The organism is Lelliottia jeotgali, assembly GCF_016771845.1.
GTDB lineage: Bacteria > Pseudomonadota > Gammaproteobacteria > Enterobacterales > Enterobacteriaceae > Enterobacter > Enterobacter jeotgali.
In genome coordinates, this window is record NZ_JAENMQ010000005.1 from 131,708 (window position 1) to 157,507 (window position 25,800).

Genomic DNA, 25,800 nt, shown 5'->3' on the forward strand with positions numbered 1-25,800 from the left:
GCGTTGTGGCACAGGAATATACTGTTGAACAATTGAACCACGGCCGTAAAGTCTGGGACTTTATGCGCTGGGACTACTGGGCCTTCGGCATTTCAGGTTTCCTCCTGATTCTGTCGATTGTCATTATCGGTGTCCGTGGGTTTAACTGGGGTCTGGATTTCACCGGTGGTACGGTGATTGAAATCTCTCTGGAAAAACCGATTGATATGGACCATATGCGCGAATCCCTGCAGAAAGCGGGCTTCGAAGAGCCGCTGCTGCAGAACTTCGGCAGCAGCCGCGACATCATGGTGCGTATGCCTCCGGTTCACGATGCCAATGGCAGCCAGGAGCTGGGCAGCAAAGTTGTTAAGGTCATTAACGACACCACCAGCCAGGAAGCTACGGTTAAGCGTATTGAATTCGTTGGCCCAAGCGTAGGTGCGGATCTGGCTCAAAACGGTGCGATGGCACTGATGGCGGCGTTGATCTCAATCCTGGTATACGTTGGTTTCCGCTTCGAATGGCGTCTGGCGGCGGGTGTGGTTATCGCCCTGGCGCACGACGTGGTCATTACGATGGGCGTGCTGTCGCTGTTCCATATTGAGGTTGACCTGACTATCGTGGCATCGTTGATGTCGGTTATCGGTTACTCACTGAACGACAGCATCGTGGTCTCTGACCGTATTCGTGAAAACTTCCGTAAGATTCGTCGCGGTACGCCGTACGAAATCTTTAACGTGTCGTTGACCCAAACGTTGCACCGTACGTTGATCACCTCCGGGACAACCTTAATGGTTATCCTGATGCTGTTCCTGTTTGGCGGCCCGGTTCTGGAAGGCTTCTCGCTGACCATGCTAATCGGTGTGTCCATCGGTACAGCGTCCTCTATCTACGTCGCGTCCGCGCTGGCGTTGAAACTGGGCATGAAGCGTGAGCATCTGCTGCAGCAGAAAGTTGAAAAGGAAGGGGCGGATCAGCCATCCATCCTGCCGTAACGGCAACAGCATTCTGATTACGGAATCCCGGTCGCAAGGCCGGGATTTTTTTATTACAGATCCGGCCAATTTGGTTACTCTCCTTGTAGACGTCAAACGACATGGAGTATTGCCGATGGTCACCCTCTCTTCTGTTCCCCAGCCTGCCGTCTGGCACGGCGTTCCTTCTGTAATTCTGAGTGACGAAACCCTGCTTCAACGTAAAGCAAAAGTGCTGAGCAATATGCGCCAGCTTGGGCTTGATACGCTGATTGTCTACGCTGACAAAGAGCACGGCGGCAACTTTGAGTATCTCACGGGTTTTATCCCCCGCTTTGAAGAAGCGCTGCTGGTGCTGCATTCGACGGGCGAAGCTGTTCTGGTGCTGGGGAATGAAAACCTGAAGCTCGCTGCCCACGCGCGACTCGAGAATCGCGTTGTCCACGCGCCGTGGTTCTCACTGCCTAATCAGCCGATGAACAATCAAAAATCGCTGCCGGAACTGCTGACAGAAGCGGGCGTGACGGCGGGTAAAACGCTAGGGCTGGCGGGCTGGAAGCTGTTTACGGGCGTGGGCGATGATGTGAACCAGATGTTTGATTTACCGGCCTTTATCGTCGATGCGATTCGCCAGGCGGGTGAGGGAACGCTGCAACTGCGTAATGCTACCGGCATTTTTATCGACCCTGACGGCGGAGCCCGCACAACCAACTCTGCCAATGAAATCGCGCACTACGAATATGGCGCGAACCTGGCTTCCACGGCGATCCTCACGGCGCTAAACGCCATCGCACCCGGTAAAACCGAAAAAGAGATCGCTTCTCTGCTGGCGGCAGAAGGTCAGCCGAACACTGTGGTGACGATCGCGGCGACAGGCGATCGCTTCGCCCACGCCAATCTCTACCCCAGCGACAAGGTCATTCAACGCGGGGACAAATTCTCGCTCACCACCAGCTACAAAGGCGGTTTAAGCAGCCGGGCGGCTTACGTCGTGGCGGATGCATCGGAGCTTGCGCCCGCGGTAGCGGACTATCTCGACGTGGTGGCAAAACCCTATTTTAGTGCGGTGGTCGCCTGGCTTGAACATCTGCATATCGGGATGCGCGGGGGGGAGATGTATGACCTGATCGAACGGTTTTTGCCAAAAGCGGAATATCACTGGCACCTGAATCCAGGGCATCTGGTGGCGGATGAAGAGTGGCTCTGCTCGCCGATTGGCCCGAAATCAGACGCTCTCTTGCGAAGCGGGATGATGCTACAGATCGACATTATTCCTTCCCGAGCGGGGTATGCAGGGGCAAGTATTGAAGATACGGTAGCGCTGGCGGATGAGCCGCTGCGTCAGAAGCTTGCGAGTGAGTATCCTTCGCTTTGGGAGCGGGTGGTGGCGCGCCGTAAGTACATTGGGGAGCATATCGGCATCAGGCTGCCGGAAGAGGTGCTGCCGATGTCTAACACCGTGGGCTATTTGCGTCCGTGGCTGTTGGAGCAGGGCAAGGCGCTGGTCTGCAAATAGCAAAAAGCCAGCATTGAGCTGGCTTTTGATGCCGGATGGCGCTTTGCTTATCCGGCCTACGGTTCGTGCGGTTGTAATTAGAAGTTGTAACCTACAACCAGGTAACCACCCCAACCGGTTGAACGGACGTTCTCTTTCATCCATGCCAGGTCGGCATCGTCGTTCCACTGACCACCGTTATGCCAGTAACGGGCAACCACAGAGTAATGCCAGTGATCGTAGTTCAGTGCCAGAATGTGGCTGGAGGCAATGGAATCATTGGTACGTTGTTTAATACCATTCTCAGCATACTGGCTCTTATCGCCCAACTCTGAACCCCAGTCGAAGTTCGTAAAGCCGATATAGCTCAGGTTACCGCCCCACAGCTGGGTGATCGGGACGAAGTATTTAACTTTGAAACGGTAGCCATCCCACTCGTTTTCGTTCTCGGCCAGGTAGTTCTGCCACTGGTATTTAGCATACACGTTCATGGACAGGCTCATTGGCAGACCGGTGTCGATGTCCGTGCCCAGACCCATGTACCAGGTGCTCTGACGACCAGATGCGTTGCGGCCCATGTCGTAGATGTAGTTGTTCGCGAAATACCACTCTTTGAACGGACCGAAGCTCAGGTCTGCGCCGGTCAGCTTGTCGATAGAGAAGCGCGGTTCAATTTCCATGAACAGCGGAGAACCGTGGTTCCAGATACCTTTCGCATCGGTGTTACCGCCGAAGAAGACCGGTGCATCCATGTAGCCATAGAAATCAAACCAGTCTTTTTTGGCGAAAGCTTCGTATTCCAGGTAGGTATCGTTGCGGAGCTGTGGTCCGAAGCGGGTGTGATAGCTGCCCACCACGTTAACGCTCTGGTGCCACCAGTCGGAAACATATTCAGGTTTTGAATTTTCAGCTGCGTTAACAGCGAAAGAGGAAGAAAGTGCCAGAACTGCACCGGCCGCTAATAATGTTTTTTTCATAATCATGCCACTGATTGAAAATCCCTTCCGGGATGTGAAAGATGCGCGAATTGCGTTTCTAAATATTTCGTGTTTCTGCGGAGCCTATTATAGGAATCCCTGCTCACAAAAATATGTGTTGTTTCACATATCTCTCATGTGCGTAATCGATTGCGTTCACGTTTGCGTACTTTAAACGGCGGGGATTGTAGCGGCAATCATTCATGTTGCCAATATTTGCGAAATGTAAGGGAGGGCGGAACGCGGTAAGCGTTCCGCTGGGAAGTGTTACTGAACGGCGGGTTGAATGTCGTGGATACGAATGAAACCTAACTGTTCCGGCGTTGTGCCGTTCAACTGTAGCGGGATATCGACATCGCTGGGTGCCAGTACGCTGGCCGGAGCTGTCACCAGCTGATTTTGCACGTTTACTTCCTGGTAGCTCTCGGTCGTGCCCTGCAATTGGCCCCACTCGACAGTGCCGCTAAACGCCGGTAGTGGATCGTTGGACTGGCCCTGAATACGCAGAGTCGCACGCGTACCGTCGGCGTTTGGCGCGACGTTGACCAGCGACATCCGCAGCGTGCCGATTTGGCTTTTCAGCAGTGCAGGTGTATTTGCGCCCGGCAGGAGGTAAACGCCGCTGCTGGATTTGGCATTCAGTGCATTTTGCTGGGTGATCTTAACCGTTTCCTGATTCAGCTTGGTCATTGCCGTATTGAGCGTGTTGACGCTCTGTTTCATCTGGCGAACTTCGCTTTGCTGGGCGCAGGCACTGAGGGTGAAGAGGCTTCCCACCACGAGAATTCTTAGGTAACGTCTTGTCATTGCGTTTAATTCCTTGAAATAACGGATTGTCCTAATGGTAGTCAGTAACCTGCCGTCAGGTATAGATCCTTTGTCTCAAAAACGCTCTTCCTTTGTTGTCGGCCCAGTTCAGGGTAAAATAGAGTTCAGTTAACCAGATAGCCAGGACACCGTATGCATTGCCCATTCTGTTCCGCTGTGGATACCAAAGTAATCGACTCTCGTCTTGTAGGTGAAGGCTCCTCGGTCCGCCGTCGTCGGCAGTGTCTGGTGTGCAACGAACGTTTCACCACCTTCGAAGTGGCTGAGCTGGTCATGCCGCGTGTGGTGAAAAGCAACGATGTACGCGAGCCGTTCAACGAAGAGAAACTGCGCAGAGGGATGCTAAAAGCACTGGAAAAACGGCCAGTCAGCGCAGATGACGTCGAAATGGCGCTGAACCACATCAAATCGCATCTGCGCGGCACTGGCGAACGTGAAGTGCCGAGCAAGATGATCGGCAACCTGGTGATGGAGCAGCTTAAAAAGCTCGATAAAGTGGCCTACATCCGCTTCGCGTCTGTCTATCGCAGCTTCGAAGACATCAAAGAATTCGGCGAAGAGATCGCCCGCCTACAGGATTAAGCGCATGCAAGATGAGATTTACATGGCGCGAGCGATGAAGCTGGCGCAGCGCGGTCGATTCACCACCCATCCTAACCCCAATGTCGGCTGCGTGATTGTTAAAGACGGCGAGATTGTCGGCGAAGGTTTTCATTATCGCGCCGGTGAGCCGCACGCCGAAGTCCATGCCTTGCGCATGGCGGGCGAGAAAGCGCGTGGTGCAACGGCCTATGTAACGCTGGAGCCATGCAGCCATCACGGGCGCACGCCGCCGTGCTGCGAAGCACTCATTGCAGCGGGTATTGCGCGCGTCGTCACCTCCATGCAGGACCCGAATCCGCAGGTAGCAGGGCGCGGATTATATCGCCTGCAACAAGAGGGCATCGATGTCAGCCACGGGTTGATGATGAACGATGCCGAGGCGTTGAATAAAGGTTTTCTCAAGCGGATGCGTACCGGCTTTCCGTACATTCAGCTAAAACTCGGCGCATCCGTTGACGGGCGTACGGCGATGGCCAGCGGTGAAAGCCAGTGGATTACTTCTACTCAGGCAAGGCGCGATGTGCAACGTCTGCGCGCGCAAAGCCATGCTATTCTCACCAGCAGTGAAACGGTGCTGGCGGACGATCCGGCGATGACCGTGCGCTGGGACGAGCTCGACGCCGATACCCAGGCGCTCTATCCGCAGGAGAATCTGCGCCAGCCGCTGCGCATTGTGCTGGACCGTCAGAATCGTGTGACGCCGGCGCACCGCATCGTGCAGCAGCCTGGAGAAACCTGGATTGCGCGCACGCAGGAAGACAGCCGCGAATGGCCGGACGCGGTACGCCATTTTATGGTGCCGGAACATAACGGCCACATTGATTTAGTGGTGCTGATGATGCTGCTGGGCAAACAGCAGGTGAATAGCATCTGGGTTGAAGCGGGTCCGACGCTTGCGGGGGCATTATTGCAGGCCGGTCTGGTGGATGAACTGATTGTGTACGTTGCACCTAAACTGTTAGGTAGCGATGCGCGCGGCTTGTTTGTGCTGCCCGGCCTTGAAAAACTGGCCGATGCACCTCAACTCAAATTTAGTGAAATTCGGCAGGTTGGCCCGGACGTGTGCCTGCATTTAACCCCTGCGTGAGGCTTTCTGAAATAGAGAAGCAGTGCGTGAAGTATTATGATAAAATCCGCCCCCCTGCGGGGCCAAATGAACCCGTAAAGGAAGAGTATGAACATTATTGAAGCTGCTGTTGCTACCCCGGACGCTCGCGTCGCCATCACTATTGCGCGTTTCAACAACTTCATTAACGACAGCCTGCTGGATGGTGCGATTGACGCCCTGAAACGTATTGGCCAGGTCAAAGATGACAATATTACCGTTGTTTGGGTTCCAGGTGCCTACGAACTGCCGTTGGCAGCGGGTGCTTTGGCGAAAACCGGTAAATATGACGCGGTGATTGCGCTGGGTACGGTAATTCGTGGCGGCACTGCTCACTTCGAATACGTTGCGGGTGGTGCAAGCAATGGTCTGGCGCACGTGGCACAGGATTCTGAAATCCCTGTCGCATTCGGCGTGCTGACTACCGAAAGTATTGAACAAGCCATCGAACGCGCTGGCACCAAAGCCGGTAACAAAGGTGCAGAAGCTGCACTGACCGCGCTGGAAATGATCAACGTATTGAAAGCCATTAAGGCCTGATTTTTTTGTAAGGGGAATTCCGTGAAACCTGCTGCTCGTCGCCGCGCCCGTGAGTGTGCCGTCCAGGCGCTTTACTCCTGGCAGTTGTCCCAGAACGACATCTCTGATGTTGAATACCAGTTCCTGGCGGAACAAGACGTCAAAGACGTTGACGTCCTGTACTTCCGTGAACTGCTGTCGGGAGTGGCGACTAATAGCGCGTATCTCGACGGTCTGATGAAGCCGTACCTGTCCCGTCTGCTCGAAGAGTTGGGTCAGGTTGAGAAAGCAGTGCTGCGCATCGCGCTGTTTGAGCTGTCTAAACGTCAGGATGTGCCATATAAAGTGGCCATCAACGAAGCTATCGAACTGGCGAAAACCTTCGGTGCTGAAGACAGCCACAAATTTGTGAATGGCGTGCTGGATAAAGCCGCACCTGCGATCCGTCCCCACAAAAAGTGATCCGCAAACCGGAGTTTCGCACCGCCGCCTGGCTGTGCGGCTCCGGTTTTTTATTTTATTTGCTGAGGCATAACGTATGGCATGCGGCGAATTCTCCCTGATTGCCCGTTATTTTGACCGTGTTCGTACCTCCCGTCTTGATGTTGAAACGGGCATTGGCGACGACTGCGCACTTCTTAATATTCCCGAAAAACAGACCCTGGCGATCAGTACCGACACCTTAGTGTGCGGGCGTCACTTCCTCGCGGATATCGATCCTGCCGATCTGGCGTACAAAGCGCTGGCGGTCAACGTGAGCGATCTGGCGGCGATGGGTGCCGATCCGGCATGGCTGACGCTGGCCCTGACGTTGCCGAACGTCGATGAAACCTGGCTTGAAGCCTTCAGCGACGCGCTGTTTGAACAACTCAACTATTACGATATGCAGCTGATTGGCGGTGATACTACGGCTGGTCCGCTGTCGATGACGCTGGCGATCCACGGCTATGTGCCGATAGGTCGCGCGTTGAAACGCTCGGGCGCGAAGCCGGGCGACTGGATTTATGTCACCGGTACGCCGGGCGACAGCGCCGCGGGGCTGGCGATTTTGCAGGACCGCCTTACTGTGAACGACGCAGACGATGCGGCGTATCTGGTGAAGCGCCATCTGCGTCCGACACCGCGGATTTTGCACGGTCAGGCGCTGCGTGAACGCGCCAGTTCGGCGATCGATTTGTCCGATGGTTTGATTTCCGATCTCGGCCATATTCTGAAAGCCAGCGGCGTGGGTGCGCGTGTCGATCTTGATGCTTTCCCGCTCTCGGAGCAAATCCGTAAACACGTCGAACCTGAGCAGGCGCTGCGATGGGCGCTATCAGGCGGCGAAGATTACGAGCTGTGCTTTACGGTTCCAGAGCTAAATCGCGGTACGCTGGATGTGGCGCTGGGAAATCTCGGCGCGGCGTTTACCTGTATCGGACAAATTCTGCCGGAAAGTGAAGGGATGCAGTTTGTGCAAAACGGCACGCCAGTTGCGCTCGACTGGAAAGGCTACGATCACTTCGCGTGAGTTTGTGCGGCCTGTTGCCCGGTGGCGCGAGGTAAAAGCAAAACGGCAACATCGTTGCCGTTTTTAATGTTTTCTCCCTCTCCCTGTGGGAGAGGGTTGGGGTGAGGGCATCAGGCCGCACAACCCTGATTATTTAAACCCCACCACCGGATGCTGCTGATACGGCGTTTCCAGCTCGGCAATCTGTTCTGGCGTAAGCGTCAAATCCACCGCATTCAACAGCTCGTCCAGTTGCTCCTCGCGCGATGTACCGATAATCGGTGCCGCAACCCCGCGTTTGCTGAGAAGCCACGCCAGTGCGACCTGCGCGCGGGTTGCTCCCGTCTCCTCGGCGATTCCCGCCAGACGTTCGGCGATCAGCGCATCACTGGCTTCGGTGTCGTTATACAGATTCTTCCCGACTTCATCGGAAACGGAACGTGCGGTGGTTTCACCCCACGGACGGGTCAAACGCCCGCGTGCCAGTGGGCTCCAGGGGATCACCGCCACGCCCTCCTGATAGCAAAGCGGCAGCATCTCGCGCTCTTCTTCGCGATAAATAAGATTGTAATGATCCTGCATGGTCACAAAGCGCGCCCAGCCGTGCTGCGCCTGCAAATCCAGCGCCTGGGCAAACTGCGAGGCGTGCATTGACGACGCGCCGATGTAACGCGCTTTACCCGCTTTCACCACGTCGTTCAGGGCTTCGAGCGTCTCTTCAATCGGCGTGTTGTAATCCCAGCGATGGATTTGCAGCAGATCGACATACTCCATGTTCAGGCGTCGCAGGCTGTCATCAATGGATCGCAGGATTTGCGCGCGGGAAAGCCCTTCAGCCAAATCGCCGGATGGATAATAAACTTTGGTGGCCACAACTACCTCGTCGCGGCGAGCAAAATCACGCAGCGCGCGGCCGACAATCTCTTCGCTGCTGCCGTCGGAATAGCTGTTCGCGGTATCGAAGAAATTAATGCCGCCGTCAATGGCGTGTTTGATAATGAGACGGCTGCTCTCTTCCGGGAGCGTCCAGGCGTGGTTTCCCCGTGCGGGTTCACCAAAGGTCATACAGCCCAGACAAAGACGGGAAACCTTAAGATCTGTTTTTCCTAATGCATTGTATTGCATGCTTCCACTCCTGCTGATTGCTTAAAACACATCCTTTAAGCATAGCAGGAGGGAAAAGAGGAGGGATATTACGCCAGCCAGCTGAGGATTTTGGCTTCGATACCGGCGGCATCCAGGCCAATCGCCGCGCGGGCTTCGTCCTGAGTGCCTTGTGGAATAAAGTGGTCTGGCAGACCGAGATTCAGCACCGGAACCACCTTGCGATGGGCCATCAGCACTTCGTTCACGCCGCTGCCCGCGCCGCCCATAATGGCATTCTCTTCCAGCGTTACCAGCGAATCATGACTCGCTGCCATCTCCAGAATTAATGTTTCATCCAGTGGTTTCACAAAACGCATGTCCACCAGCGTCGCATTGAGGGATTCCGCGACTTTAGCCGCTTCTGGCATCAGTGTGCCGAAGTTGAGGATCGCCAGTTTTTCACCGCGACGCTTCACCAGGCCTTTGCCGATCGGCAGTTTCGCCAGCGGTTCCAGCTCAACGCCGACCGCATTGCCACGCGGATAGCGCACCGCGCTCGGACCATCCTGGTAGTGATAGCCGGTAAACAGCATTTGGCGGCATTCGTTCTCGTCGCTCGGCGTCATCACCACCATGTCCGGGATGCAGCGCAGGAAGGAGAGGTCAAATGCGCCCTGGTGCGTTTGTCCGTCTGCGCCGACGATGCCAGCGCGGTCGATAGCAAAGAGCACCGGCAGCTTCTGGATCGCGACGTCGTGAATCACCTGATCGTAGGCGCGCTGCAGGAAGGTGGAGTAGATCGCCACAATCGGCTTATAACCACCAATCGCCAGACCGGCGGCGAAAGTGACTGCGTGTTGTTCAGCAATAGCCACGTCAAAATACTGATCAGGGTATTTTTTGGAGAACTCAACCATGCCGGAGCCTTCGCGCATGGCGGGAGTCACGGCCATCAGCTTATTGTCTTTGGCCGCTGTTTCGCACAGCCAGTCGCCGAAGATTTTCGAATAGCTCGGCATCCCGCCGCTGCTTTTTGGCAGACAGCCGCTGGTCGGATCGAATTTCGGAACGGCGTGGAAGGTAATCGGATCTTTTTCCGCGGGCTCGTAGCCACGCCCTTTCTTGGTCATGATGTGCAGGAACTGCGGGCCTTTCAGGTCGCGCATGTTTTTGAGCGTGGTGACCAGGCCCAGCACGTCGTGTCCATCGACCGGACCGATATAGTTAAAGCCCAGCTCTTCAAACAGGGTGCCAGGCACCACCATGCCTTTGATATGTTCTTCGGTGCGTTTCAGCAGTTCTTTGATTGGCGGAACGCCAGAGAATACTTTTTTGCCGCCTTCGCGCAGGCTGGAATAGAGCTTCCCGGAGAGCAGTTGCGCCAGGTGGTTATTGAGCGCGCCGACGTTTTCCGAGATCGACATTTCGTTGTCGTTGAGGATAACCAGCATATCGGGCTTGATATCGCCCGCGTGGTTCATCGCCTCAAACGCCATACCCGCCGTGATCGCGCCATCGCCAATCACGCAGACGGTGCGACGCTGTTTGTTCTCTTTTTCTGCCGCGACGGCAATACCGATACCCGCAGAGATCGACGTTGAAGAGTGGCCAACGCTTAACACGTCGAACTCGCTCTCACCGCGCCACGGGAACGGGTGCAGACCGCCTTTCTGACGAATTGTGCCAATCTTATCGCGACGACCGGTGAGAATTTTGTGTGGATAAGCCTGATGGCCGACATCCCAGATCAACTGGTCAAACGGCGTGTTATAGACGTAGTGCAGCGCAACGGTCAGCTCCACCGTGCCAAGCCCGGAGGCGAAATGTCCGCTGGAACGGCTCACGCTGTCGAGGAGATAACGACGTAATTCGTCGCTCAGCTTCGGCAGGCTATCTTTCGGCAACAGACGTAACTCCTGGGTGGAGTCAACCAACGCCAGTGTCGGGTATTTGGCAATATCAAAACTCATCAAAGGCTCATCGAGATTTATAGTTTATTTATCACGCTGGATTATATAGTCCGCTAGCGCTTCCAGTGCCGAGGTATCCAGTGATTGTGCTGCCAGCTGATTCAGCGACTGGCGGGCATCATCGATCAGGTCCCGGGCTTTACGTTGGGCTTGCTCAAGTCCCAGCAGGGCGGGGTAGGTACTTTTGCCAAGTTGCTGGTCTGCGCCCTGACGTTTTCCCAATGTTGCAGTATCGCCCACCACATCCAGAATGTCATCCTGAACCTGGAAAGCCAGGCCGATACTTTCAGCGTATCTGTCCAGAACGGGCAGAGCGTTACGCCCTTGTTCACCCGCGCTCAGTGCGCCCAGGCGAACGGCTGCGCGAATCAACGCCCCAGTTTTATGACGGTGAATGCGTTCCAGCTGTTCCAGATTAACCTGACGACCTTCCGCCTCCAGATCTAACGCCTGGCCGCCGCACATTCCGGCGATCCCGCTGGCCATCGCCAGTTCGGAGACCATCGCCAGACGGTCGCGGTCAGACACTTCTGCCATCGGCGCATCGCTCAGAATCGAGAACGCCAGGGTCTGCAACGCATCACCCGCCAGAATGGCATTGGCTTCGCCGAACTTAATGTGGCAGGTTGGCTGGCCGCGACGTAAATCGTCGTCGTCCATTGCCGGTAAATCATCGTGGATCAGCGAATAGGCGTGGATGCATTCAACGGCGGCCGCTGGCGCATCGAGCGTGTTATCGCTGATGCCAAACATATTACCCGTGGCGTACACCAGGAACGGGCGCAGGCGTTTTCCACCTAAGAGTGCGCCATAGTGCATGGCTTCAACCAGTGGAGTGTTCTGAAAAGGCTGTGGTTCGATAAAACGACGCAACGCATCGTTGGCACGCTCCACGCAAACCTGAAGCTCTCTGGAGAAATCCATTTACTCAGCGTCCGGTGTAAAAGGGGTTGTGGCGGCATCTTCGCTATCGGAAAGCAGGATCTGCACGCGTTGTTCCGCCTGCTGCAATTTGACCTGCCCCTGGCGCGCAAGCTGCACGCCGCGTTCAAATTCATTGAGCGCGTCTTCCAGTGGCAAATCGCCACTTTCCAGACGGGTGACAATTTGCTCCAGTTCACTCAGCGCAGTTTCGAAGCTGGCTGGTGCGTCATTTTTCTTCGGCATAGTGAATGTTAACTCTCATGTTTTCAGCTCCGTCATGGTAACGGACTCGGGCAGATAAGCAAATAACGCGCAATGTGCACAGGAGGCACACGATGGTGGTATACTTCTGCGCCTGGATGCAGCCACCAATGTGGGCTGCTGTACTCTTTCCATCACAAGCCTTTACTGGCTTGCCTAAGAAACATTGCCGCCATGAAGTTTATCATTAAATTGTTCCCGGAAATCACCATCAAAAGCCAATCTGTGCGTTTGCGCTTTATTAAAATCCTGACCGGAAACATTCGTAACGTTTTAAAAGATTATGACGAAACGCTTGCCGTGGTTCGTCACTGGGATCACGTTGAAGTCCGCGCGAAAGACGAAAATAAGCGTCTGGATATTCGCGATGCGTTGACCCGCATTCCCGGTATTCACCATATTCTGGATGTGGAAGATGTTCCTTTCACCTCACTGCACAATATTTTTGAACTGGCGCTGGCTCAGTACCGCGATCAGATCGAAGGCAAAACCTTCTGCGTGCGCGTGAAGCGTCGCGGCAAACATGAATTCAGCTCGATCGAAGCCGAGCGTTATGTCGGCGGCGGTCTGAACCAGCACGTTGAAACCGCGCGCGTAAAACTGACCAACCCGGAAGTGACTGTCAATCTGGAGATCGAAAACGATCGCCTGCTGCTGGTCAAAGGTCGTTACGAAGGTATCGGCGGTTATCCGATCGGCACGCAGGAAGATGTGCTGTCGCTGATCTCCGGTGGTTTTGACTCAGGTGTCTCTAGTTACATGCTGATGCGTCGCGGCTGTCGCGTGCATTACTGCTTCTTTAACCTCGGCGGCGCGGCGCATGAAATCGGCGTTCGTCAGGTGGCGCATTACCTGTGGAACCGTTTTGGCAGCTCCCACCGCGTGCGTTTTGTCGCGATCAACTTCGAGCCAGTGGTTGGCGAAATCCTCGAAAAAGTGGATGACGGCCAGATGGGCGTGGTGCTGAAGCGTATGATGGTGCGCGCGGCGTCTAAAGTGGCCGAGCGCTACGGCGTGCAGGCACTGGTCACCGGCGAAGCGCTGGGTCAGGTCTCCAGCCAGACGCTGACCAACCTGCGTTTGATCGATAATGTTTCCGATACCTTGATCCTGCGTCCGCTGATTTCCCACGACAAAGAGCACATCATCGACCTGGCGCGTAAAATCGGTACCGAAGATTTTGCCCGTACGATGCCGGAATACTGCGGTGTGATTTCGAAAAGCCCAACCGTGAAAGCGGTGAAGGCGAAGATCGAAGCGGAAGAGCAGAACTTCGATTTCGAGATCCTCGACAGAGTGGTAGCGGAAGCGACCAACGTCGATATCCGTGAAATCGCGCAGCAGACCGATCAGGACGTCGTTGAAGTCGAAACGGTCACCGGTTTTGGCGCGAACGACGTGATTGTCGATATTCGCTCCAGCGACGAACAGGACGCCAGCCCGCTGAAAGTCGAGGGCGTTGAAATTGTCTCTCTGCCTTTCTATAAGCTGAGCACCAAGTTTGGCGATTTGGAGAAAGACAAAACCTATCTGTTGTGGTGTGAGCGCGGTGTAATGAGCCGTCTGCAGGCGCTTTATCTGCGCGAGCAAGGTTTCACCAATGTGAAGGTGTATCGCCCGTAGTAAAATGCCCGGTGGCGCTGCGCTTACCGGGCCTACAAAAATGCATCGTAGGCCGGGTAAGGCGTAGCCGCCACCCGGCTTTTTTATTTCTAAATTATGCACACATGGTAAAGTAACGATCCGTCAGGACGTCGTGAGGGAATCATGCATAAATACCTGGAAATAAAAGAGAAGATTAAAAAGGATATTCTCGACCAGAAATATAAAATCGGGGAAAGCATTCCATCCGAGCGTGACCTCGCAAGCGTCTATAACGTGACGCGGGTGACGGTGCAAAAAGCGATGGCGACTCTGGTTCAGGAAGGGTATATCGAGCGCATTCATGGCAAAGGCATGTTTGTGCTGAAAAACACCGACAGCAATATCTATATCCTCAACAATGAAAAGAGCGACAGCATCCTGGGTTTTTCTCGTGAATTTCAGGGACGCGTGAATGTCACCAGTCGCTTAATCACCTTTACGACTATTCACGCCGATACCGCGCTGGCACAACATCTTGAGATTAAGCCTGGCGACGATGTCTATTTTATCCGCCGCGTTCGCCTCCTCGATGGTCAGCCTGTTCTGGTCGAAGACACTAATATTCCTCTGCAAACTATTGCTGATATTCCCCAGTCCGTTCTTGAAAAGGGGTCCCTGTATGGTTATATCGAAGAGTACACCGGTAAAAAAATCAGCGACGCAGATTCCCTGATTGAAGCGGCGCTTTTCGACCGCGAATTAGCAAAACTGCTGGATATTACGCCCGGACAGGCGATGCTGAAAATTACCGAAGTCACCCGCCTCAGTGATAAAAAAGCCTTTAACTATTCGATAAGCTACAACCGCGCAGATCTGTTCCGAGTCAAAAATATGCGCATTGAAAGATGACAGGCGCGGGCGCGCCTGTCGGGCTCTTTAAAGCTGAGACGCAGCGGCCTTATCGACCAGCATTTGCACCTGCGAATGGTTTTTTAGCAGCGTTGCCGGAATATTAGCGTCGATATCTGAGCGCAGCGTTTGCGCCACAATAGCGGCTTTTTTCTCCCCGCTGGCCATCACAATCACTGACTTCGCCGCCAGAATTGTTTTCATCCCCAGGGAAATCCCTTGTTTCACGTCGCGCGCCTGTCCGAAATATTTCACGGAGACGGTCTGAGTGACTTCATCGAGATCGACCACGTGACACTCCGTATCAATGGCCGCGCCTGGCTCATTGAAACCGATATGCCCATTCATACCGATCCCCAGCACAATCGTATCAATTCCACCGTGTTCGCTGATGAAGCGATCCACGCGGCGGCACTCCTGCGCCGGGTCGGTGGTTAAGCCGTCAAAGAAGCAGATTTGTTCATCGCGAAGCGTCAGGTGGCTGAAGAAATGCCCCCAGACCATTTCCCGACAGCTTCCTTTGTCTGCTTTGCCCAACCCTAACCACTCGTCCAGGCCGACAAAAGCGGCATGGGAAAAATCGACTTTCCCTTCTTCGCTGGCACGTACAAGGGCATCAAACACGCCGAGCGGCGTATCGCCCCCGGCAATACAGATCAATGCATTGGGTTTACGCGTGAGGGTGTCGATCACGCGCTGGGCCACGGTGGCGCTGAGCGCCGGGTAATCTTCAACAATTTCAATGTTCATCGCAGTTCCTTAGCGTTTGTACTGAGGTAAATAAGCGTGGTTCACTTCCAGATACTCGTCGAGGATCTGCTCGGCAATGGCGGCGGAAGGCACAATAGGGTTGATGCTCAGCGCCAGCAGGGCGGTGGCGTAATCCCCGGTGACGGCGGCTTCGACGGTGAGCTCTTCGTAGGCTTTGACGCTCTGGATTAGCCCGCGAATTTTCACCGGCAATCTTCCGTAGGCCAGCGGATGAGCACCGTTTTTATCAATCACGGCGTTGGTTTCCAGGGTAACGTGTTCCGGCAGATCCGGCGTGGCGCCGTTATTGACCGTATTCACCACGTGCACTTCTTTTTTGTCGTTGAAAATCGAGCTAATGATCGAGCAGGCCGTGTCGGAGTACCACGCGCCGCCCCGCTGTTCGAGCTCTTTCGGCTTGTGGTTCAGGTTCGGGTCCTGATACAGCTCAAACAGCTTTTTCTCAATCTCACGGGTTTGCTCGCCGCGCGTGCCTTTTTTCTCTGAGTCGCGGATCGCCGTCTCCGTCATTTCGCGGGTCAGGAAGTAGTACTTCAGATAGGAGATCGGATACATGTGCAGGGCGCGAGCGAAGCGTGCGGTAAAACCGATATCCGGGATGTTTTTCAGCGAGTTATTGGCGCTGCCGACGGCCAGTTTCTCAATGAAATCGTCGGTGAGATCGTCGCCTTTCACGTAGATTTTATCGGCGAAGATCAGATGGTTTAGACCGATGATGCGCGCGTAAATGTCTGCTTTGCTGACGTCATAGGCTTTGGCGATGTCCATCATCATGCTGTTGGCACCGCTGCAAATCCCGATGGTTTTGATCGCCGAGTGGCGGGTGATGGCTTCGGTGACGATGCCCGCCGGATTGGTGAAGTTAATCAGCCACGCATTCGGACACCATTTTTCCATCGCTTTGCAGATATCCAGCAGCACGGGAATGGTACGCTGAGCTTTCATAAATCCACCGGGACCGGTCGTTTCCTGGCCGAGCACGCCGTATTTCAGCGGGATTTTCTCATCATTGATACGCGCATCCAGGAAGCCGACCCGCAGCTGGGTGGTGACGAAATCGGCGTCTTTCAGCGCCGCCTCGCGGTCCAGTGTCAGGTGAATATTCATCGGAATGCCTGCGTCTTTCACCATGCGCTGGGCGAGTTTGCCGACAATTTCCAGTTTCTCTTTCCCTTCCTCGATATCCAGCAGGTAGAAATCAGTGACCGGGAGTTCGTCGTAGCGTTTGATAAATCCATCGATCAATTCCGGCGTATAGCTTGAGCCGCCACCAATCGTGACAATTTTGAGCTTTTTCATCGTGAATCCTTTTTACAAGATGGGATCGGGTAATTTTTCTGCTTCACGGCGCGAATGTTCTTCCGCCGCTTCGGTTTCTAACTGTTTGCGTTCAGCGAGTTTGAAAAACGGCAGCCAGACGAGGGCCGAAATGGCAATGGTGCACACCGACCAAATTACGGCAGGAATATTGCCGCCAGTGACGAACCACGCGGCGAAAATGGGCGGCATGGTCCACGGAATTTGCAGCACCGGGCGGCCAATGATGTCGAAATACATCAGGGCATAGGTCGAAATGCACAGAATCATCGGGGTGAGGGTGAAAGGGATCATTAGCAACGGGTTGAAGACAATCGGGCAGCCAAATATCACCGGCTCGTTGATGCAAAATATCGCGGAGGGCAAAGAGAGTTTGCCGACCGATTTATACAGCTTGCTGCGCGAGCGCATCATCGCCATCACTAACCCGAGCGTTGCGCCGGTGCCGCCGAGACACATAAAGACGATATAGAACCCGTCGGCGGTGATATGAGGAATCGGCTGGTGGTGCAAATAGGCCTGCGTATTTTCAGCGATATATTTCAGGAAAATCGGCGCGGTGATCCCCGAAAGAACGTTATCCCCGTGAATCCCGCAGCACCACAGCAGCGAAATTAAAAAGATTAAGACCAGCATTCCGGGCAGCGAACCTAAGCCGGTGACCAGCGGGCTGAGAATAAGGGTAAAAAACTGATTAATATCGAAGTTAAGAATGACCCTAACGAACCAGATAAGTGTAATCGCGACAGCCGCTGGAATCAGGCTCGCGAAAGATTGCGCTACCGCAGGGGGAACGCCGTCGGGGAGTTTGATCACCACGTTATGATGGATAAACAAGCGGACAATTTGCACCGTCAGAATCGACAATATAATCGCTGAGAAAAGCCCGGCGGCACCGAGATTATCAACGTTGAGCTGGTACTTATCGTTGAGCTGCGCCAGCAGAAACACCACCATCGTGACAATGGCGCAGGTTAAGGCGTTGAGACTGTACTCTTTCGCCAGGTTATAGCTGATGCCAATAGCCGAGATGAGCCCGATTGCCCCGAAAGTCACCGCAACTGGCGCGCTCAGTTTCTCGGCGTAGGGGCCCAGCCAGTCGGTCCAGCCGGGAATTGGTAAATTCGCCAGGATCAGAAACAGGCTGCCGGTGATAGTGAAAGGGAGCGTCAGGGCGATACCGTTGCGCACCGCCACCAGTATTTTGTTTTCACCGACGCGAATCAGGACAGGAATGACTCTGTTCTCAAGAAATGTAATCACATTGCTTACTCCAGAAGAGATTTCTGTTCTTCGCCATTATTCATTTCCTTATCGAGTGTGAGGCGAAGTTCTTAACTGGTATATACCAGTTGGGGTGAGTTTTTCACGGATTGGACGCGATGAGAAGCCATCTTAGAAAGAAAGATAGGAAGTGTGATAACTGCCGCAATTATGTGCAAAGAGAGGAAGGCTGGCATTGAGCCAGCCTGAGGGAGGATCAGGACTCGTAGTAGTTATAAATCCCAGCGGGCATCACCAGCGATGACGCTACTTCGTAGGCTTTTTCACGCCCTACCAGCAGGTCGATAATTTTGAGTGCAAAATCAATCGATGTTCCCGGTCCCTGGCTGGTCAACAGATTAACGCGCGGGTCCCACACTACCCGTTTATCAACCCATTGCCCTTCCGGGATACGGTCTTTCAGGGTCGGGAAACCGGTCATATTGCCGAGCGGGAAGAGATTGTGCGGAACCAATACGGTGCCTGCGGCTGCGCAGATGGCGGCGACTATGCGCCCGGAAAGGTGAAACTGGCGGACGGTTTCGACCAGCAGGGGACTGTCGCGAAAACACTCTGCGCCTTTCAGACCACCAGGTAGAACAATGATGTCGTAATCGCCGTCAGCCACTTCAACCAGCGGCGCATCAGCCAGCAGTTTGACGCCGCGCGAGCAAACAATCGCCAGATTGCCATCGCTGGCGACGCTGGCCGTGGTGACGCTGATCCCGCCGCGCACCAGCAAATCAATGGTGGTGACCGCTTCCGTTTCTTCGCTACCAGGGGCGAGGCATATCAGTGCCGACGCGCTCATACTCACTCTCCTTACGTTTTACCCTGTCATACAGTTGAACATTTTCCGGCACGTTGATGCCATGCGCGCGGGCGCGTTTGAGCAGGTAGCCGGTAATGTAGTCGATTTCAGTGTGCCGTTGCGCGCGCACGTCCTGCAACATCGATGAGATGTTTTCTGCCGTGCTATCGATAATCTGTTCGACGTAATAACGGATATCATCTGCCGAGGTGTGGATGCCTTCGCGCTCTATTACCGCCGCCACTTCAGCACACAGCGCGGCCACTTCCAGCGGGTGGTTTTTGAGTTCACCGTTCGGGCAGTCCAGAAGCGCTGTCAGCGGATTGATCACGCAGTTAACCGCCAGTTTACGCCATAGCTGCGGGCGAATGTTATTGTGCCAGGCGACGTCGGGCAGCACGTGTTGCAGCACATCGGCGAGATAGCTGTAATCGCCGTCCTGCTCGCGTGCCGGGCCCATATGCGTCACGCCGCTCGCTACGTGGACGATGATGTTCCCGTCACGACGGGCCGCATGGGTGGTGATTGCCATCAGCAGCGGCTGATGGATGCTTTTGAGTTCATCAATGGTACCCATGCCGTTATGCACCAGCACAATCGGTGTGGTACGGGGTAGGGTGGCGGCCAGCACTTTGACGGCGTCCGAGACCTGCCAGGCCTTGAGCGTGACCAGCAGCAGGTCGCTTTGCGCCAGAAAATCAGGATCGTTGGCGGTGAGCGATTCGTTAAAGATACTACCATCTTCATCGATCAGGTTTACACTGCAATACGGCTGGGGGACGCGTAGCCAGCCTTGTACCTCGTGTCCATGTTTGCACAATGCGGTGAGCCAAAGCTGGCCCAGGGCTCCGCATCCGAGCACGGTAATTTTCATTGTTCCTCCTCACCTGCAACTGCGCCAGGCGTGTCGGTTAAGTATAGCGCCGTCAGCTAAGCTTCTGTTGAGTTATGCCTCGTTGCGGGTATTATGCAACGCAACAAAAGTAAAGGGAGAAGAAAAGATGCCATCTTTCGATATTGTTTCAGAAGTTGATATCCAGGAAGTCCGTAACGGCGTGGATAACGCTAGCCGCGAAGTTGAATCACGTTTCGATTTTCGTGGTGTAGAGGCGAGTTTTGAGCTGAACGACGCGAATAAGACCATCAAGGTGCTGAGCGAGTCTGATTTCCAGGTCAACCAGCTGCTTGATATTCTGCGCGCCAAGCTGTTAAAGCGCGGCATTGAAGGAACGTCTCTCGATGTGCCGGAAGAGTTCGTGCACAGCGGCAAAACCTGGTTTGTTGAAGCTAAGCTTAAACAGGGCATTGAAAGCGCGATGCAGAAGAAAATCGTTAAGCTTATTAAAGACAGCAAGCTAAAAGTGCAGGCGCAAATTCAGGGTGAAGAGATTCGTGTGACTGGCAAAGCGCGCGACGATCTGCAGGCAGTCATGGCGCTGGTGCGCGGTGGCGACCTGGGTCAGCCGTTCCAGTTTAAGAACTTCCGCGATTAAAACGAAAATGCCCGGCAAGCCGGGCATTTTTTCAGGCTTTGATGGCTTGTTCCACCTCGAAGCGATTCGTCACTTTACTGTCAATTTTGACGTAAGCGCTGCGCTCTTCCGGGACGATAAACACTTCACTTATCCCTTCTGTGGCTTCCAGTCGCTGTTTCAGCGTGTCGCTGATCTCAACATCGTCTGGGATTTCAACCCGCAGGCTGCTGACATAGCGCGGCTCTTTCATGGTGCTGGCGACCAGCAGCCAGAGCATTGCCAACAGCGCGCCTGCGAGAAACACGGTCTGCGAATCAAATAATCCGTCTACCCAACCGCCAAGCGAGCCGCCTATCGCCACGCCAAGGAACTGGCTGGTGGAATAAATGCCCATCGCCGTACCTTTGTATCCGGCGGGGGATTCTTTGCTGATCAGCGACGGCAGCAGGGCTTCCATCAGGTTGAAGGCAAGGAAGAACAACTGCACGCCCAGGACCAGCTCCCAGAAGTGCGGTCCGGAGCCCCAGAGAACAATTTCTGCGATTAACAGCAATGCCACACAGCCCAGGAACACGCGCTTCATGCGGCGTTTCACTTCGGCGTAGATAATAAAAGGCACCACGGAGACGAAGGAGACAAGCATCGTCACCAGATAAATCTTCCAGTGCTCAGCTGCCGGGAAGCCGGCTGCTGCCAGCTGACCGGGCAGGGCGACGAACGTAGACATCAGCAGAATGTGCAGACACATAATGCCGAAATTGAGTTTGAGCAGACGCGGTTCGACGATGACTTTACTGAAGCAGCCTTTCACCATTCCCGATTCGCGGTTCAGAACGTGATTTTTGCTGTCCGGTACGACCCAAATAGTTAGCGCAATACCGACGGTGGCCAGCACGGCAATCATCCAGAAAAGGGCATTCAGGCCAAGTTTGTGGGTAATGATCGGGCCGAGAACCATCGCAATAGCGAAGGTGACGCCAAAGCTGACGCCGATAAAGGCCATCGCTTTGGTACGGTTCTGTTCGCGGGTTAAATCAGAGAGTAGCGCCATGACGGCGGCAGCAATGGCCCCTGAACCTTGCAGCGCACGGCCCAGAATTATGCCCCAGATTGAGTCCGACAGCGCGGCAATCACGCTACCGAGCACAAAGATCATCAGGCCGCCGACGATCAGCGGTTTACGACCGACGCGATCGGAGAGCAGGCCGAAGGGAATCTGGAATACAGCCTGGGCCAGACCGTAGATACCAATCGCCAGACCAATTAATGCCTCGCTGGCACCCTGAAGTGCCATACCATAGGTGGTCAGAACAGGCAGGACCATAAACATGCCGAGCATGCGCAGCGAGAAAACAGTCCCTAAACCCCAGGTCGCGCGCAGTTCGCCTGGTGTCATTTTATAATCGTTCATTACCACCTCAGTTCAAAAGCAGGCACTAGTGTAGGCGGGGTGTTAAGTGCGGTAAATAGGTGTTTGTTTAAGAGATATTACGGGGTGCAAATCATTGCCGGGTGGCGGCTTCGCCTTACCCAGCCTACCGAACCCGTAGGCTCGTGCAAGCGTAGCGCCGCCGGGCAAAAAAAAAGCCGGGTTATCATCACCCGGCTTTTTCAAATCAGCGTTTTTACCAGACGTAAGTCAGCAGATTGTGTGAATCCGGCACCATAAAGTCGACGGACATCATTACGGACAGCGAAGTGATAGCGACAATCGAGAAGACAAACAGCTTACGTGCCCAGACTTTATCGTCTTCCACTTTGTAACCGCGTAGCGCCATACCGAGCCACCAGACGCTCACCGCAGCGGCCACCACCAGATATTTGTATCCAGCGTAACCACCCAGAGAAAGCATCAGTGTCGCGACGGCAAAGGCAATGATGTACAGCGTGATGTGATTCTTGGCGACTGAAATGCCTTTCACGACCGGCAGAACCGGGATGTTCGCTGCCTGATAATCCTTAAAGCGGAAAATCGCGATGGCGTAGGAGTGCGGCATCTGCCACAGGCTAAAGATAGCCAGCAGGATGAGCGCACCGCTGTCGAACTCGTTCGTGACGGCGCAGTAGCCAATCACCGGCGGAGCAGCGCCGGAGAGAGAGCCAATCAGCGTACCGTAGACGGAGTGACGTTTCATATACAGGCTGTAGACGCCCACATACACCACGAAACCCATCACCCCCAGCCAGCAGGCTAGAGGGTTAGCACCAAACCACAGCAGCATAAAGCCAGCAATACCCAGCAACGTGGCGTACACCAGCGAGACGGTAGGGGATATCAGGCCTTTGACAAGCACCCGATTCTTGGTCCTTTCCATCTTCCTGTCGATATCCATGTCGATGTAGTTGTTAAATACACAACCGGACGCAACCACCAGCGACACTCCGATAAGCGTGGATGCAAAGAGGGTGTAATCAATGCTGCCCTTAGAGGCCAGCAGGAACCCTCCGATCACGGAGATCAGATTGCCGAAGATGATGCCTGGTTTCGTTACTTGCAGGTATTGCTTAAACATACTCGCCGCTCTTAGTGAACCATCATGTTGTAGTTGAGGTTCCACATAATCCAGATGGAACCGACTACCAGGATAGCGATGATAATCACGGTAAAGACGAAGGCCGTCATGTTCCAGCCTTCATCGGATTTGGTGTTCATGTGCAGGAAGCAAACCAGATGCACCAGAATCTGCACCACAGCGGAGATCAGGACTGTGCCCAGAATCACCGTGTGAGAAGCCGTTCCGCTCATCACCATCCAGAACGGGATTGCCGTCAGGATGATCGACAGGATGAAACCTGTCATGTAGGTTTTTACGCTACCGTGGGAAGCGCCATGATCGTTAGTATGACTCATTACATCGCCCCCATCAGATAGACAACCGAGAACACACAGATCCACACCACGTCCAGGAAGTGCCAGAACAGACTCAGGCACATGATACGGGTGCGGTTAGTATTGGTCAGGCCGCGACGATAAACCTGGAACATCAGCACCGCCATCCAGATAAGACCGGATGTCACGTGCAGACCGTGAGTACCTACCAGCGCGAAGAACGCGGACAGGAAGCCACTGCGATCCGGGCCCATGCCTTCAGCAATCAGGTGATGGAATTCATAGAGTTCCATCCCGATAAATCCAGCACCAAACAGCCAGGTCAACGCCAGCCAGGAAACGACCTGGCTCTTGTTGTTTTTGTACATGGCGATCGCCGCCATGCCGTAGGTGATGGAGCTGAATAACAGCAGAGCGGTTTCGACCAGAACGAACGGCAGTTCGAAAATGTCCTTGCCAGTCGGGCCGCCCGCTGTGCCATTCACCAGAACGGCATAGGTCGCGAACAGACAGCAGAACAGAATGCAGTCGCTCATCAGGTAGATCCAGAAGCCGAAGACTTTCATCGGCCCTGTATCGTGGTGCGCGTGGTCATGCGCATGGGCAGTTGGGTGCGCCAAAGTATCAGTTGCCATTTTTCAGCCCCGCTTTAGAAATCTCATCGAAATGCTGGTTTTCCAGTTTTTCGACTTCACGGACTGGTACGTAGTAGTCCACGTCCTCGTCAAAGCTCTTCACAATCCAGCTGATGATCACACCCGCGAAGCTCGCGATCGCCAGCCACCAGATGTGCCAGATCATGGCGAAGCCAAACACCGTTGCGAAGGCGGCAATCACAATGCCCGCGCCGCTGTTTTTCGGCATGTGGATCTCTTCGTAATGCTCAGGTTGCTTGTACGCTTCGCCTTTTTCTTTCATTTCCCAGAATGCGTCGCGCTCATGGATCTGCGGCACAATGGCAAAGTTATAGAACGGAGGCGGGGAAGAGGTTGCCCACTCCAGCGTACGTCCACCCCACGGGTCACCGGTCAGGTCACGGTTCTGCTCGCGGTCGCGAATAGAGACGTAGAACTGAATCAGCTGACAGGCGATACCCATCGCAATCAGCACCGCACCACAGGCTGCAATCACCAGCATCGGGTGGAACTGCGGATCAATCTGCTGGCTCAGGCGACGGGTCATACCCATGAAGCCCAGCACATACAGCGGCATAAATGCGACGAAGAAGCCGACAATCCACAGCCAGAACGCGCGTTTGCCCCAGGTTTCGTTCAGCGTGAAGCCGAACGCTTTTGGCCACCAGTAGGTTACGCCAGCGAAGCAGCCGAAGACGACGCCGCCGATGATAACGTTATGGAAGTGCGCAATCAGGAACAGACTGTTGTGCAGTACGAAGTCAGCACCTGGTACCGCCAGCAGTACGCCGGTCATCCCACCTACAGAGAAGGTAACGATGAAGCCGATGGTCCACAGCATTGCTGAGTGGAACACGATACGGCCCTGATACATGGTGAACAGCCAGTTGAAGATCTTCACCCCGGTCGGAATGGCGATAATCATGGTGGTAATACCGAAGAAGGCGTTTACGTTCGCGCCCGCACCCATAGTAAAGAAGTGGTGCAGCCAAACAATGAACGACAGGACGGTAATACACACGGTTGCCCACACCAGCGAGGTGTAACCAAACAGACGCTTACGCGAGAAGGTTGCGGCGATTTCGGAGAACACACCGAAGACCGGCAGAACCAGAATGTACACCTCAGGGTGACCCCATGCCCAAATCAGGTTGATGTACATCATCATGTTGCCGCCCATATCATTGGTGAAGAAATGGGTGCCCAGATAGCGATCCAGGGTCAGCAACGCGACGGTAACCGTCAGAATTGGGAATGACGCGATAATCAGGATGTTGGCGCACAGAGATGCCCAGGTAAATACCGGCATCTTGAACATGGTCATGCCAGGGGCACGCATCTTGATAATGGTCACGAAGAAGTTAATACCGGTCAGGGTCGTACCGATACCGGAGAGCTGAATCGCCCAAATCCAGTAATCGACGCCTACGCCAGGACTGTATTCAATTCCCGAAAGCGGTGGGTATGCCAGCCAGCCGGTCTGTGCGAATTCGCCCACACCCAGTGACAGGTTAACCAGAATTACACCGACAACCGTGAACCAGAAGCTCAGGTTGTTCAGGAACGGGAACGCTACGTCGCGCGCGCCAATTTGCAGCGGCACAACCACGTTCATCAGACCGATAACCAGCGGCATCGCCACGAAGAAGATCATAATCACGCCGTGCGCGGTAAAGATCTGATCGTAGTGGTGCGGAGGCAGGAATCCAGCTTCACCTGCCGAAGCAAGGACCTGCTGGCTACGCATCATGATAGCATCGGCAAAGCCACGAATTAACATGACGATACCGACGATGCAGTACATGATACCGAGTTTTTTGTGGTCAACCGAAGTCAGCCACTCATTCCACAGGTAGCTCCACTTACCGAAGTAAGTGATCAGGCCCAGTAAGGCCGCGCCACCAATGATAATTGCAGCAATCGTAACCACGATAATCGGTTCATGGTACGGCACTGCATCCAGTGTCAATTTTCCGAACATTTTCTTCCTCG

26 protein-coding genes are annotated in these 25,800 nt (G+C 54.3%); 10 read left to right on the forward strand and 16 right to left on the reverse strand.

The window, feature by feature from the left end:
* The first annotated feature begins 5 nt into the window (after window positions 1-5).
* Window positions 6-977: a protein translocase subunit SecF gene (secF, locus tag JBO43_RS12480; RefSeq protein WP_202674435.1), complete on the forward strand. Its 972-nt coding sequence runs from the start codon at window positions 6-8 to the stop codon at window positions 975-977.
* Between the two features lie 109 nt (window positions 978-1,086).
* Window positions 1,087-2,472 (forward strand): M24 family metallopeptidase, encoded by a 1,386-nt coding sequence (locus tag JBO43_RS12485; RefSeq protein WP_202674436.1) that lies wholly within the window; start codon window positions 1,087-1,089, stop codon window positions 2,470-2,472.
* A gap of 77 nt (window positions 2,473-2,549) precedes the next feature.
* Here the strand turns inward: JBO43_RS12485 and JBO43_RS12490 are convergent, their stop codons facing one another.
* A complete protein-coding gene (locus JBO43_RS12490; protein ID WP_095284190.1) occupies window positions 2,550-3,428 on the reverse strand; it encodes a nucleoside-specific channel-forming protein Tsx in 879 nt (292 codons plus the stop codon).
* Between the two features lie 267 nt (window positions 3,429-3,695).
* Window positions 3,696-4,235, reverse strand: a complete 540-nt coding sequence (locus JBO43_RS12495; RefSeq protein WP_095280977.1) for a SadB/YajI family lipoprotein — start codon at window positions 4,233-4,235, stop codon at window positions 3,696-3,698.
* 153 nt (window positions 4,236-4,388) lie between these two features.
* Here JBO43_RS12495 and nrdR point away from each other — a divergent pair, with 153 nt between their 5' ends.
* From nrdR to thiL, 5 genes are all read left to right on the forward strand, one after another.
* The gene (gene nrdR / locus JBO43_RS12500; protein ID WP_064325018.1) at window positions 4,389-4,838 is read left to right on the forward strand and encodes a transcriptional regulator NrdR; all 450 of its coding nucleotides are present in this window, start codon (window positions 4,389-4,391) and stop codon (window positions 4,836-4,838) included.
* 4 nt (window positions 4,839-4,842) lie between these two features.
* On the forward strand, window positions 4,843-5,946 hold the full coding sequence (gene ribD, locus JBO43_RS12505) for a bifunctional diaminohydroxyphosphoribosylaminopyrimidine deaminase/5-amino-6-(5-phosphoribosylamino)uracil reductase RibD (protein ID WP_202674437.1): 1,104 nt from the start codon (window positions 4,843-4,845) through the stop codon (window positions 5,944-5,946).
* A gap of 87 nt (window positions 5,947-6,033) precedes the next feature.
* Window positions 6,034-6,504 carry a 6,7-dimethyl-8-ribityllumazine synthase gene (ribH, locus tag JBO43_RS12510; protein ID WP_095280979.1) on the forward strand — a complete coding sequence of 157 codons (471 nt, stop codon included), beginning with the start codon at window positions 6,034-6,036 and terminating at the stop codon, window positions 6,502-6,504.
* Window positions 6,505-6,525: 21 nt separating this feature from the next.
* Entirely contained in the window at window positions 6,526-6,945 is a 420-nt protein-coding gene (gene nusB, locus JBO43_RS12515; protein WP_095280980.1) for a transcription antitermination factor NusB, read from the forward strand.
* Between the two features lie 76 nt (window positions 6,946-7,021).
* A complete protein-coding gene (gene thiL / locus JBO43_RS12520) occupies window positions 7,022-7,993 on the forward strand; it encodes a thiamine-phosphate kinase (protein ID WP_202674438.1) in 972 nt (323 codons plus the stop codon).
* A 129-nt stretch (window positions 7,994-8,122) separates the two neighbouring features.
* Here thiL and JBO43_RS12525 read toward each other — a convergent pair whose 3' ends face one another.
* The 4 genes from JBO43_RS12525 to xseB all read right to left on the reverse strand — a co-directional run bounded on the left by JBO43_RS12525 (window position 8,123) and on the right by xseB (window position 12,195).
* Entirely contained in the window at window positions 8,123-9,097 is a 975-nt protein-coding gene (locus tag JBO43_RS12525) for an aldo/keto reductase (protein WP_095280982.1), read from the reverse strand.
* Between the two features lie 68 nt (window positions 9,098-9,165).
* Entirely contained in the window at window positions 9,166-11,028 is a 1,863-nt protein-coding gene (dxs, locus tag JBO43_RS12530; RefSeq protein WP_103950108.1) for a 1-deoxy-D-xylulose-5-phosphate synthase, read from the reverse strand.
* A gap of 24 nt (window positions 11,029-11,052) precedes the next feature.
* Window positions 11,053-11,952 carry a (2E,6E)-farnesyl diphosphate synthase gene (gene ispA / locus JBO43_RS12535; RefSeq protein WP_202674439.1) on the reverse strand — a complete coding sequence of 300 codons (900 nt, stop codon included), beginning with the start codon at window positions 11,950-11,952 and terminating at the stop codon, window positions 11,053-11,055.
* Window positions 11,953-12,195, reverse strand: coding sequence for an exodeoxyribonuclease VII small subunit (gene xseB, locus JBO43_RS12540; protein ID WP_100777420.1), 243 nt, complete (start codon window positions 12,193-12,195; stop codon window positions 11,953-11,955). It lies immediately after the preceding gene.
* Window positions 12,196-12,387: 192 nt separating this feature from the next.
* Here xseB and thiI point away from each other — a divergent pair, with 192 nt between their 5' ends.
* Together thiI and JBO43_RS12550 are read left to right on the forward strand one after the other, a co-directional pair.
* Entirely contained in the window at window positions 12,388-13,836 is a 1,449-nt protein-coding gene (gene thiI / locus JBO43_RS12545) for a tRNA uracil 4-sulfurtransferase ThiI (protein WP_095280986.1), read from the forward strand.
* A 144-nt stretch (window positions 13,837-13,980) separates the two neighbouring features.
* Window positions 13,981-14,706, forward strand: coding sequence for a GntR family transcriptional regulator (locus tag JBO43_RS12550; protein WP_202674440.1), 726 nt, complete (start codon window positions 13,981-13,983; stop codon window positions 14,704-14,706).
* Window positions 14,707-14,733: 27 nt separating this feature from the next.
* Here the strand turns inward: JBO43_RS12550 and JBO43_RS12555 are convergent, their stop codons facing one another.
* From JBO43_RS12555 to panE, 5 genes are all read right to left on the reverse strand, one after another.
* A complete protein-coding gene (locus JBO43_RS12555; RefSeq protein WP_202674441.1) occupies window positions 14,734-15,456 on the reverse strand; it encodes a glucosamine-6-phosphate deaminase in 723 nt (240 codons plus the stop codon).
* 9 nt (window positions 15,457-15,465) lie between these two features.
* Complete coding sequence (locus tag JBO43_RS12560; RefSeq protein WP_202674442.1) at window positions 15,466-16,776, reverse strand: 6-phospho-beta-glucosidase; 1,311 nt, start codon at window positions 16,774-16,776, stop codon at window positions 15,466-15,468.
* 12 nt (window positions 16,777-16,788) lie between these two features.
* Complete coding sequence (locus JBO43_RS12565) at window positions 16,789-18,057, reverse strand: PTS sugar transporter subunit IIC (RefSeq protein WP_103950111.1); 1,269 nt, start codon at window positions 18,055-18,057, stop codon at window positions 16,789-16,791.
* Between the two features lie 217 nt (window positions 18,058-18,274).
* A complete protein-coding gene (gene yajL, locus JBO43_RS12570; protein WP_103946805.1) occupies window positions 18,275-18,868 on the reverse strand; it encodes a protein deglycase YajL in 594 nt (197 codons plus the stop codon).
* Entirely contained in the window at window positions 18,831-19,742 is a 912-nt protein-coding gene (gene panE, locus JBO43_RS12575; protein ID WP_202674443.1) for a 2-dehydropantoate 2-reductase, read from the reverse strand. The genes yajL and panE overlap by 38 nt, the downstream gene beginning before the upstream one ends.
* A gap of 127 nt (window positions 19,743-19,869) precedes the next feature.
* On the opposite strand from panE, the gene JBO43_RS12580 reads away from it, so the two are divergent.
* Window positions 19,870-20,361 carry a YajQ family cyclic di-GMP-binding protein gene (locus JBO43_RS12580; RefSeq protein WP_095280993.1) on the forward strand — a complete coding sequence of 164 codons (492 nt, stop codon included), beginning with the start codon at window positions 19,870-19,872 and terminating at the stop codon, window positions 20,359-20,361.
* Window positions 20,362-20,392: 31 nt separating this feature from the next.
* On the opposite strand, the gene JBO43_RS12585 is transcribed toward JBO43_RS12580, so the two are convergent.
* The 5 genes from JBO43_RS12585 to cyoB all read right to left on the reverse strand — a co-directional run bounded on the left by JBO43_RS12585 (window position 20,393) and on the right by cyoB (window position 25,789).
* On the reverse strand, window positions 20,393-21,754 hold the full coding sequence (locus tag JBO43_RS12585; protein ID WP_202674444.1) for an MFS transporter: 1,362 nt from the start codon (window positions 21,752-21,754) through the stop codon (window positions 20,393-20,395).
* A gap of 214 nt (window positions 21,755-21,968) precedes the next feature.
* Window positions 21,969-22,856, reverse strand: coding sequence for a heme o synthase (cyoE, locus tag JBO43_RS12590; protein ID WP_095280995.1), 888 nt, complete (start codon window positions 22,854-22,856; stop codon window positions 21,969-21,971).
* Window positions 22,857-22,867: 11 nt separating this feature from the next.
* Complete coding sequence (locus JBO43_RS12595) at window positions 22,868-23,194, reverse strand: cytochrome o ubiquinol oxidase subunit IV (RefSeq protein WP_064325048.1); 327 nt, start codon at window positions 23,192-23,194, stop codon at window positions 22,868-22,870.
* Window positions 23,194-23,808 carry a cytochrome o ubiquinol oxidase subunit III gene (locus JBO43_RS12600; RefSeq protein ID WP_095280996.1) on the reverse strand — a complete coding sequence of 205 codons (615 nt, stop codon included), beginning with the start codon at window positions 23,806-23,808 and terminating at the stop codon, window positions 23,194-23,196. The genes JBO43_RS12595 and JBO43_RS12600 overlap by 1 nt, the downstream gene beginning before the upstream one ends.
* The gene (gene cyoB, locus JBO43_RS12605) at window positions 23,798-25,789 is read right to left on the reverse strand and encodes a cytochrome o ubiquinol oxidase subunit I (RefSeq protein ID WP_095280997.1); all 1,992 of its coding nucleotides are present in this window, start codon (window positions 25,787-25,789) and stop codon (window positions 23,798-23,800) included. Before cyoB ends, JBO43_RS12600 begins: the two co-directional genes overlap by 11 nt.
* Window positions 25,790-25,800 lie beyond the last annotated feature (11 nt).

Coding starts and splice junctions, on each gene's coding strand:
- JBO43_RS12490 (WP_095284190.1), bottom strand. CDS start 3,428: ATGAAAAAAACATTATTAGCGGCCGGTGCAGTTCTGGCACTTTCTTCC.
- JBO43_RS12495 (WP_095280977.1), bottom strand. CDS start 4,235: ATGACAAGACGTTACCTAAGAATTCTCGTGGTGGGAAGCCTCTTCACC.
- nrdR (WP_064325018.1), top strand. CDS start 4,389: ATGCATTGCCCATTCTGTTCCGCTGTGGATACCAAAGTAATCGACTCT.
- ribD (WP_202674437.1), top strand. CDS start 4,843: ATGCAAGATGAGATTTACATGGCGCGAGCGATGAAGCTGGCGCAGCGC.
- ribH (WP_095280979.1), top strand. CDS start 6,034: ATGAACATTATTGAAGCTGCTGTTGCTACCCCGGACGCTCGCGTCGCC.
- thiL (WP_202674438.1), top strand. CDS start 7,022: ATGGCATGCGGCGAATTCTCCCTGATTGCCCGTTATTTTGACCGTGTT.
- JBO43_RS12525 (WP_095280982.1), bottom strand. CDS start 9,097: ATGCAATACAATGCATTAGGAAAAACAGATCTTAAGGTTTCCCGTCTT.
- dxs (WP_103950108.1), bottom strand. CDS start 11,028: ATGAGTTTTGATATTGCCAAATACCCGACACTGGCGTTGGTTGACTCC.
- ispA (WP_202674439.1), bottom strand. CDS start 11,952: ATGGATTTCTCCAGAGAGCTTCAGGTTTGCGTGGAGCGTGCCAACGAT.
- xseB (WP_100777420.1), bottom strand. CDS start 12,195: ATGCCGAAGAAAAATGACGCACCAGCCAGCTTCGAAACTGCGCTGAGT.
- thiI (WP_095280986.1), top strand. CDS start 12,388: ATGAAGTTTATCATTAAATTGTTCCCGGAAATCACCATCAAAAGCCAA.
- JBO43_RS12550 (WP_202674440.1), top strand. CDS start 13,981: ATGCATAAATACCTGGAAATAAAAGAGAAGATTAAAAAGGATATTCTC.
- JBO43_RS12555 (WP_202674441.1), bottom strand. CDS start 15,456: ATGAACATTGAAATTGTTGAAGATTACCCGGCGCTCAGCGCCACCGTG.
- JBO43_RS12560 (WP_202674442.1), bottom strand. CDS start 16,776: ATGAAAAAGCTCAAAATTGTCACGATTGGTGGCGGCTCAAGCTATACG.
- yajL (WP_103946805.1), bottom strand. CDS start 18,868: ATGAGCGCGTCGGCACTGATATGCCTCGCCCCTGGTAGCGAAGAAACG.
- panE (WP_202674443.1), bottom strand. CDS start 19,742: ATGAAAATTACCGTGCTCGGATGCGGAGCCCTGGGCCAGCTTTGGCTC.
- JBO43_RS12580 (WP_095280993.1), top strand. CDS start 19,870: ATGCCATCTTTCGATATTGTTTCAGAAGTTGATATCCAGGAAGTCCGT.
- JBO43_RS12585 (WP_202674444.1), bottom strand. CDS start 21,754: ATGAACGATTATAAAATGACACCAGGCGAACTGCGCGCGACCTGGGGT.
- cyoE (WP_095280995.1), bottom strand. CDS start 22,856: ATGTTTAAGCAATACCTGCAAGTAACGAAACCAGGCATCATCTTCGGC.
- JBO43_RS12595 (WP_064325048.1), bottom strand. CDS start 23,194: ATGAGTCATACTAACGATCATGGCGCTTCCCACGGTAGCGTAAAAACC.
- JBO43_RS12600 (WP_095280996.1), bottom strand. CDS start 23,808: ATGGCAACTGATACTTTGGCGCACCCAACTGCCCATGCGCATGACCAC.
- cyoB (WP_095280997.1), bottom strand. CDS start 25,789: ATGTTCGGAAAATTGACACTGGATGCAGTGCCGTACCATGAACCGATT.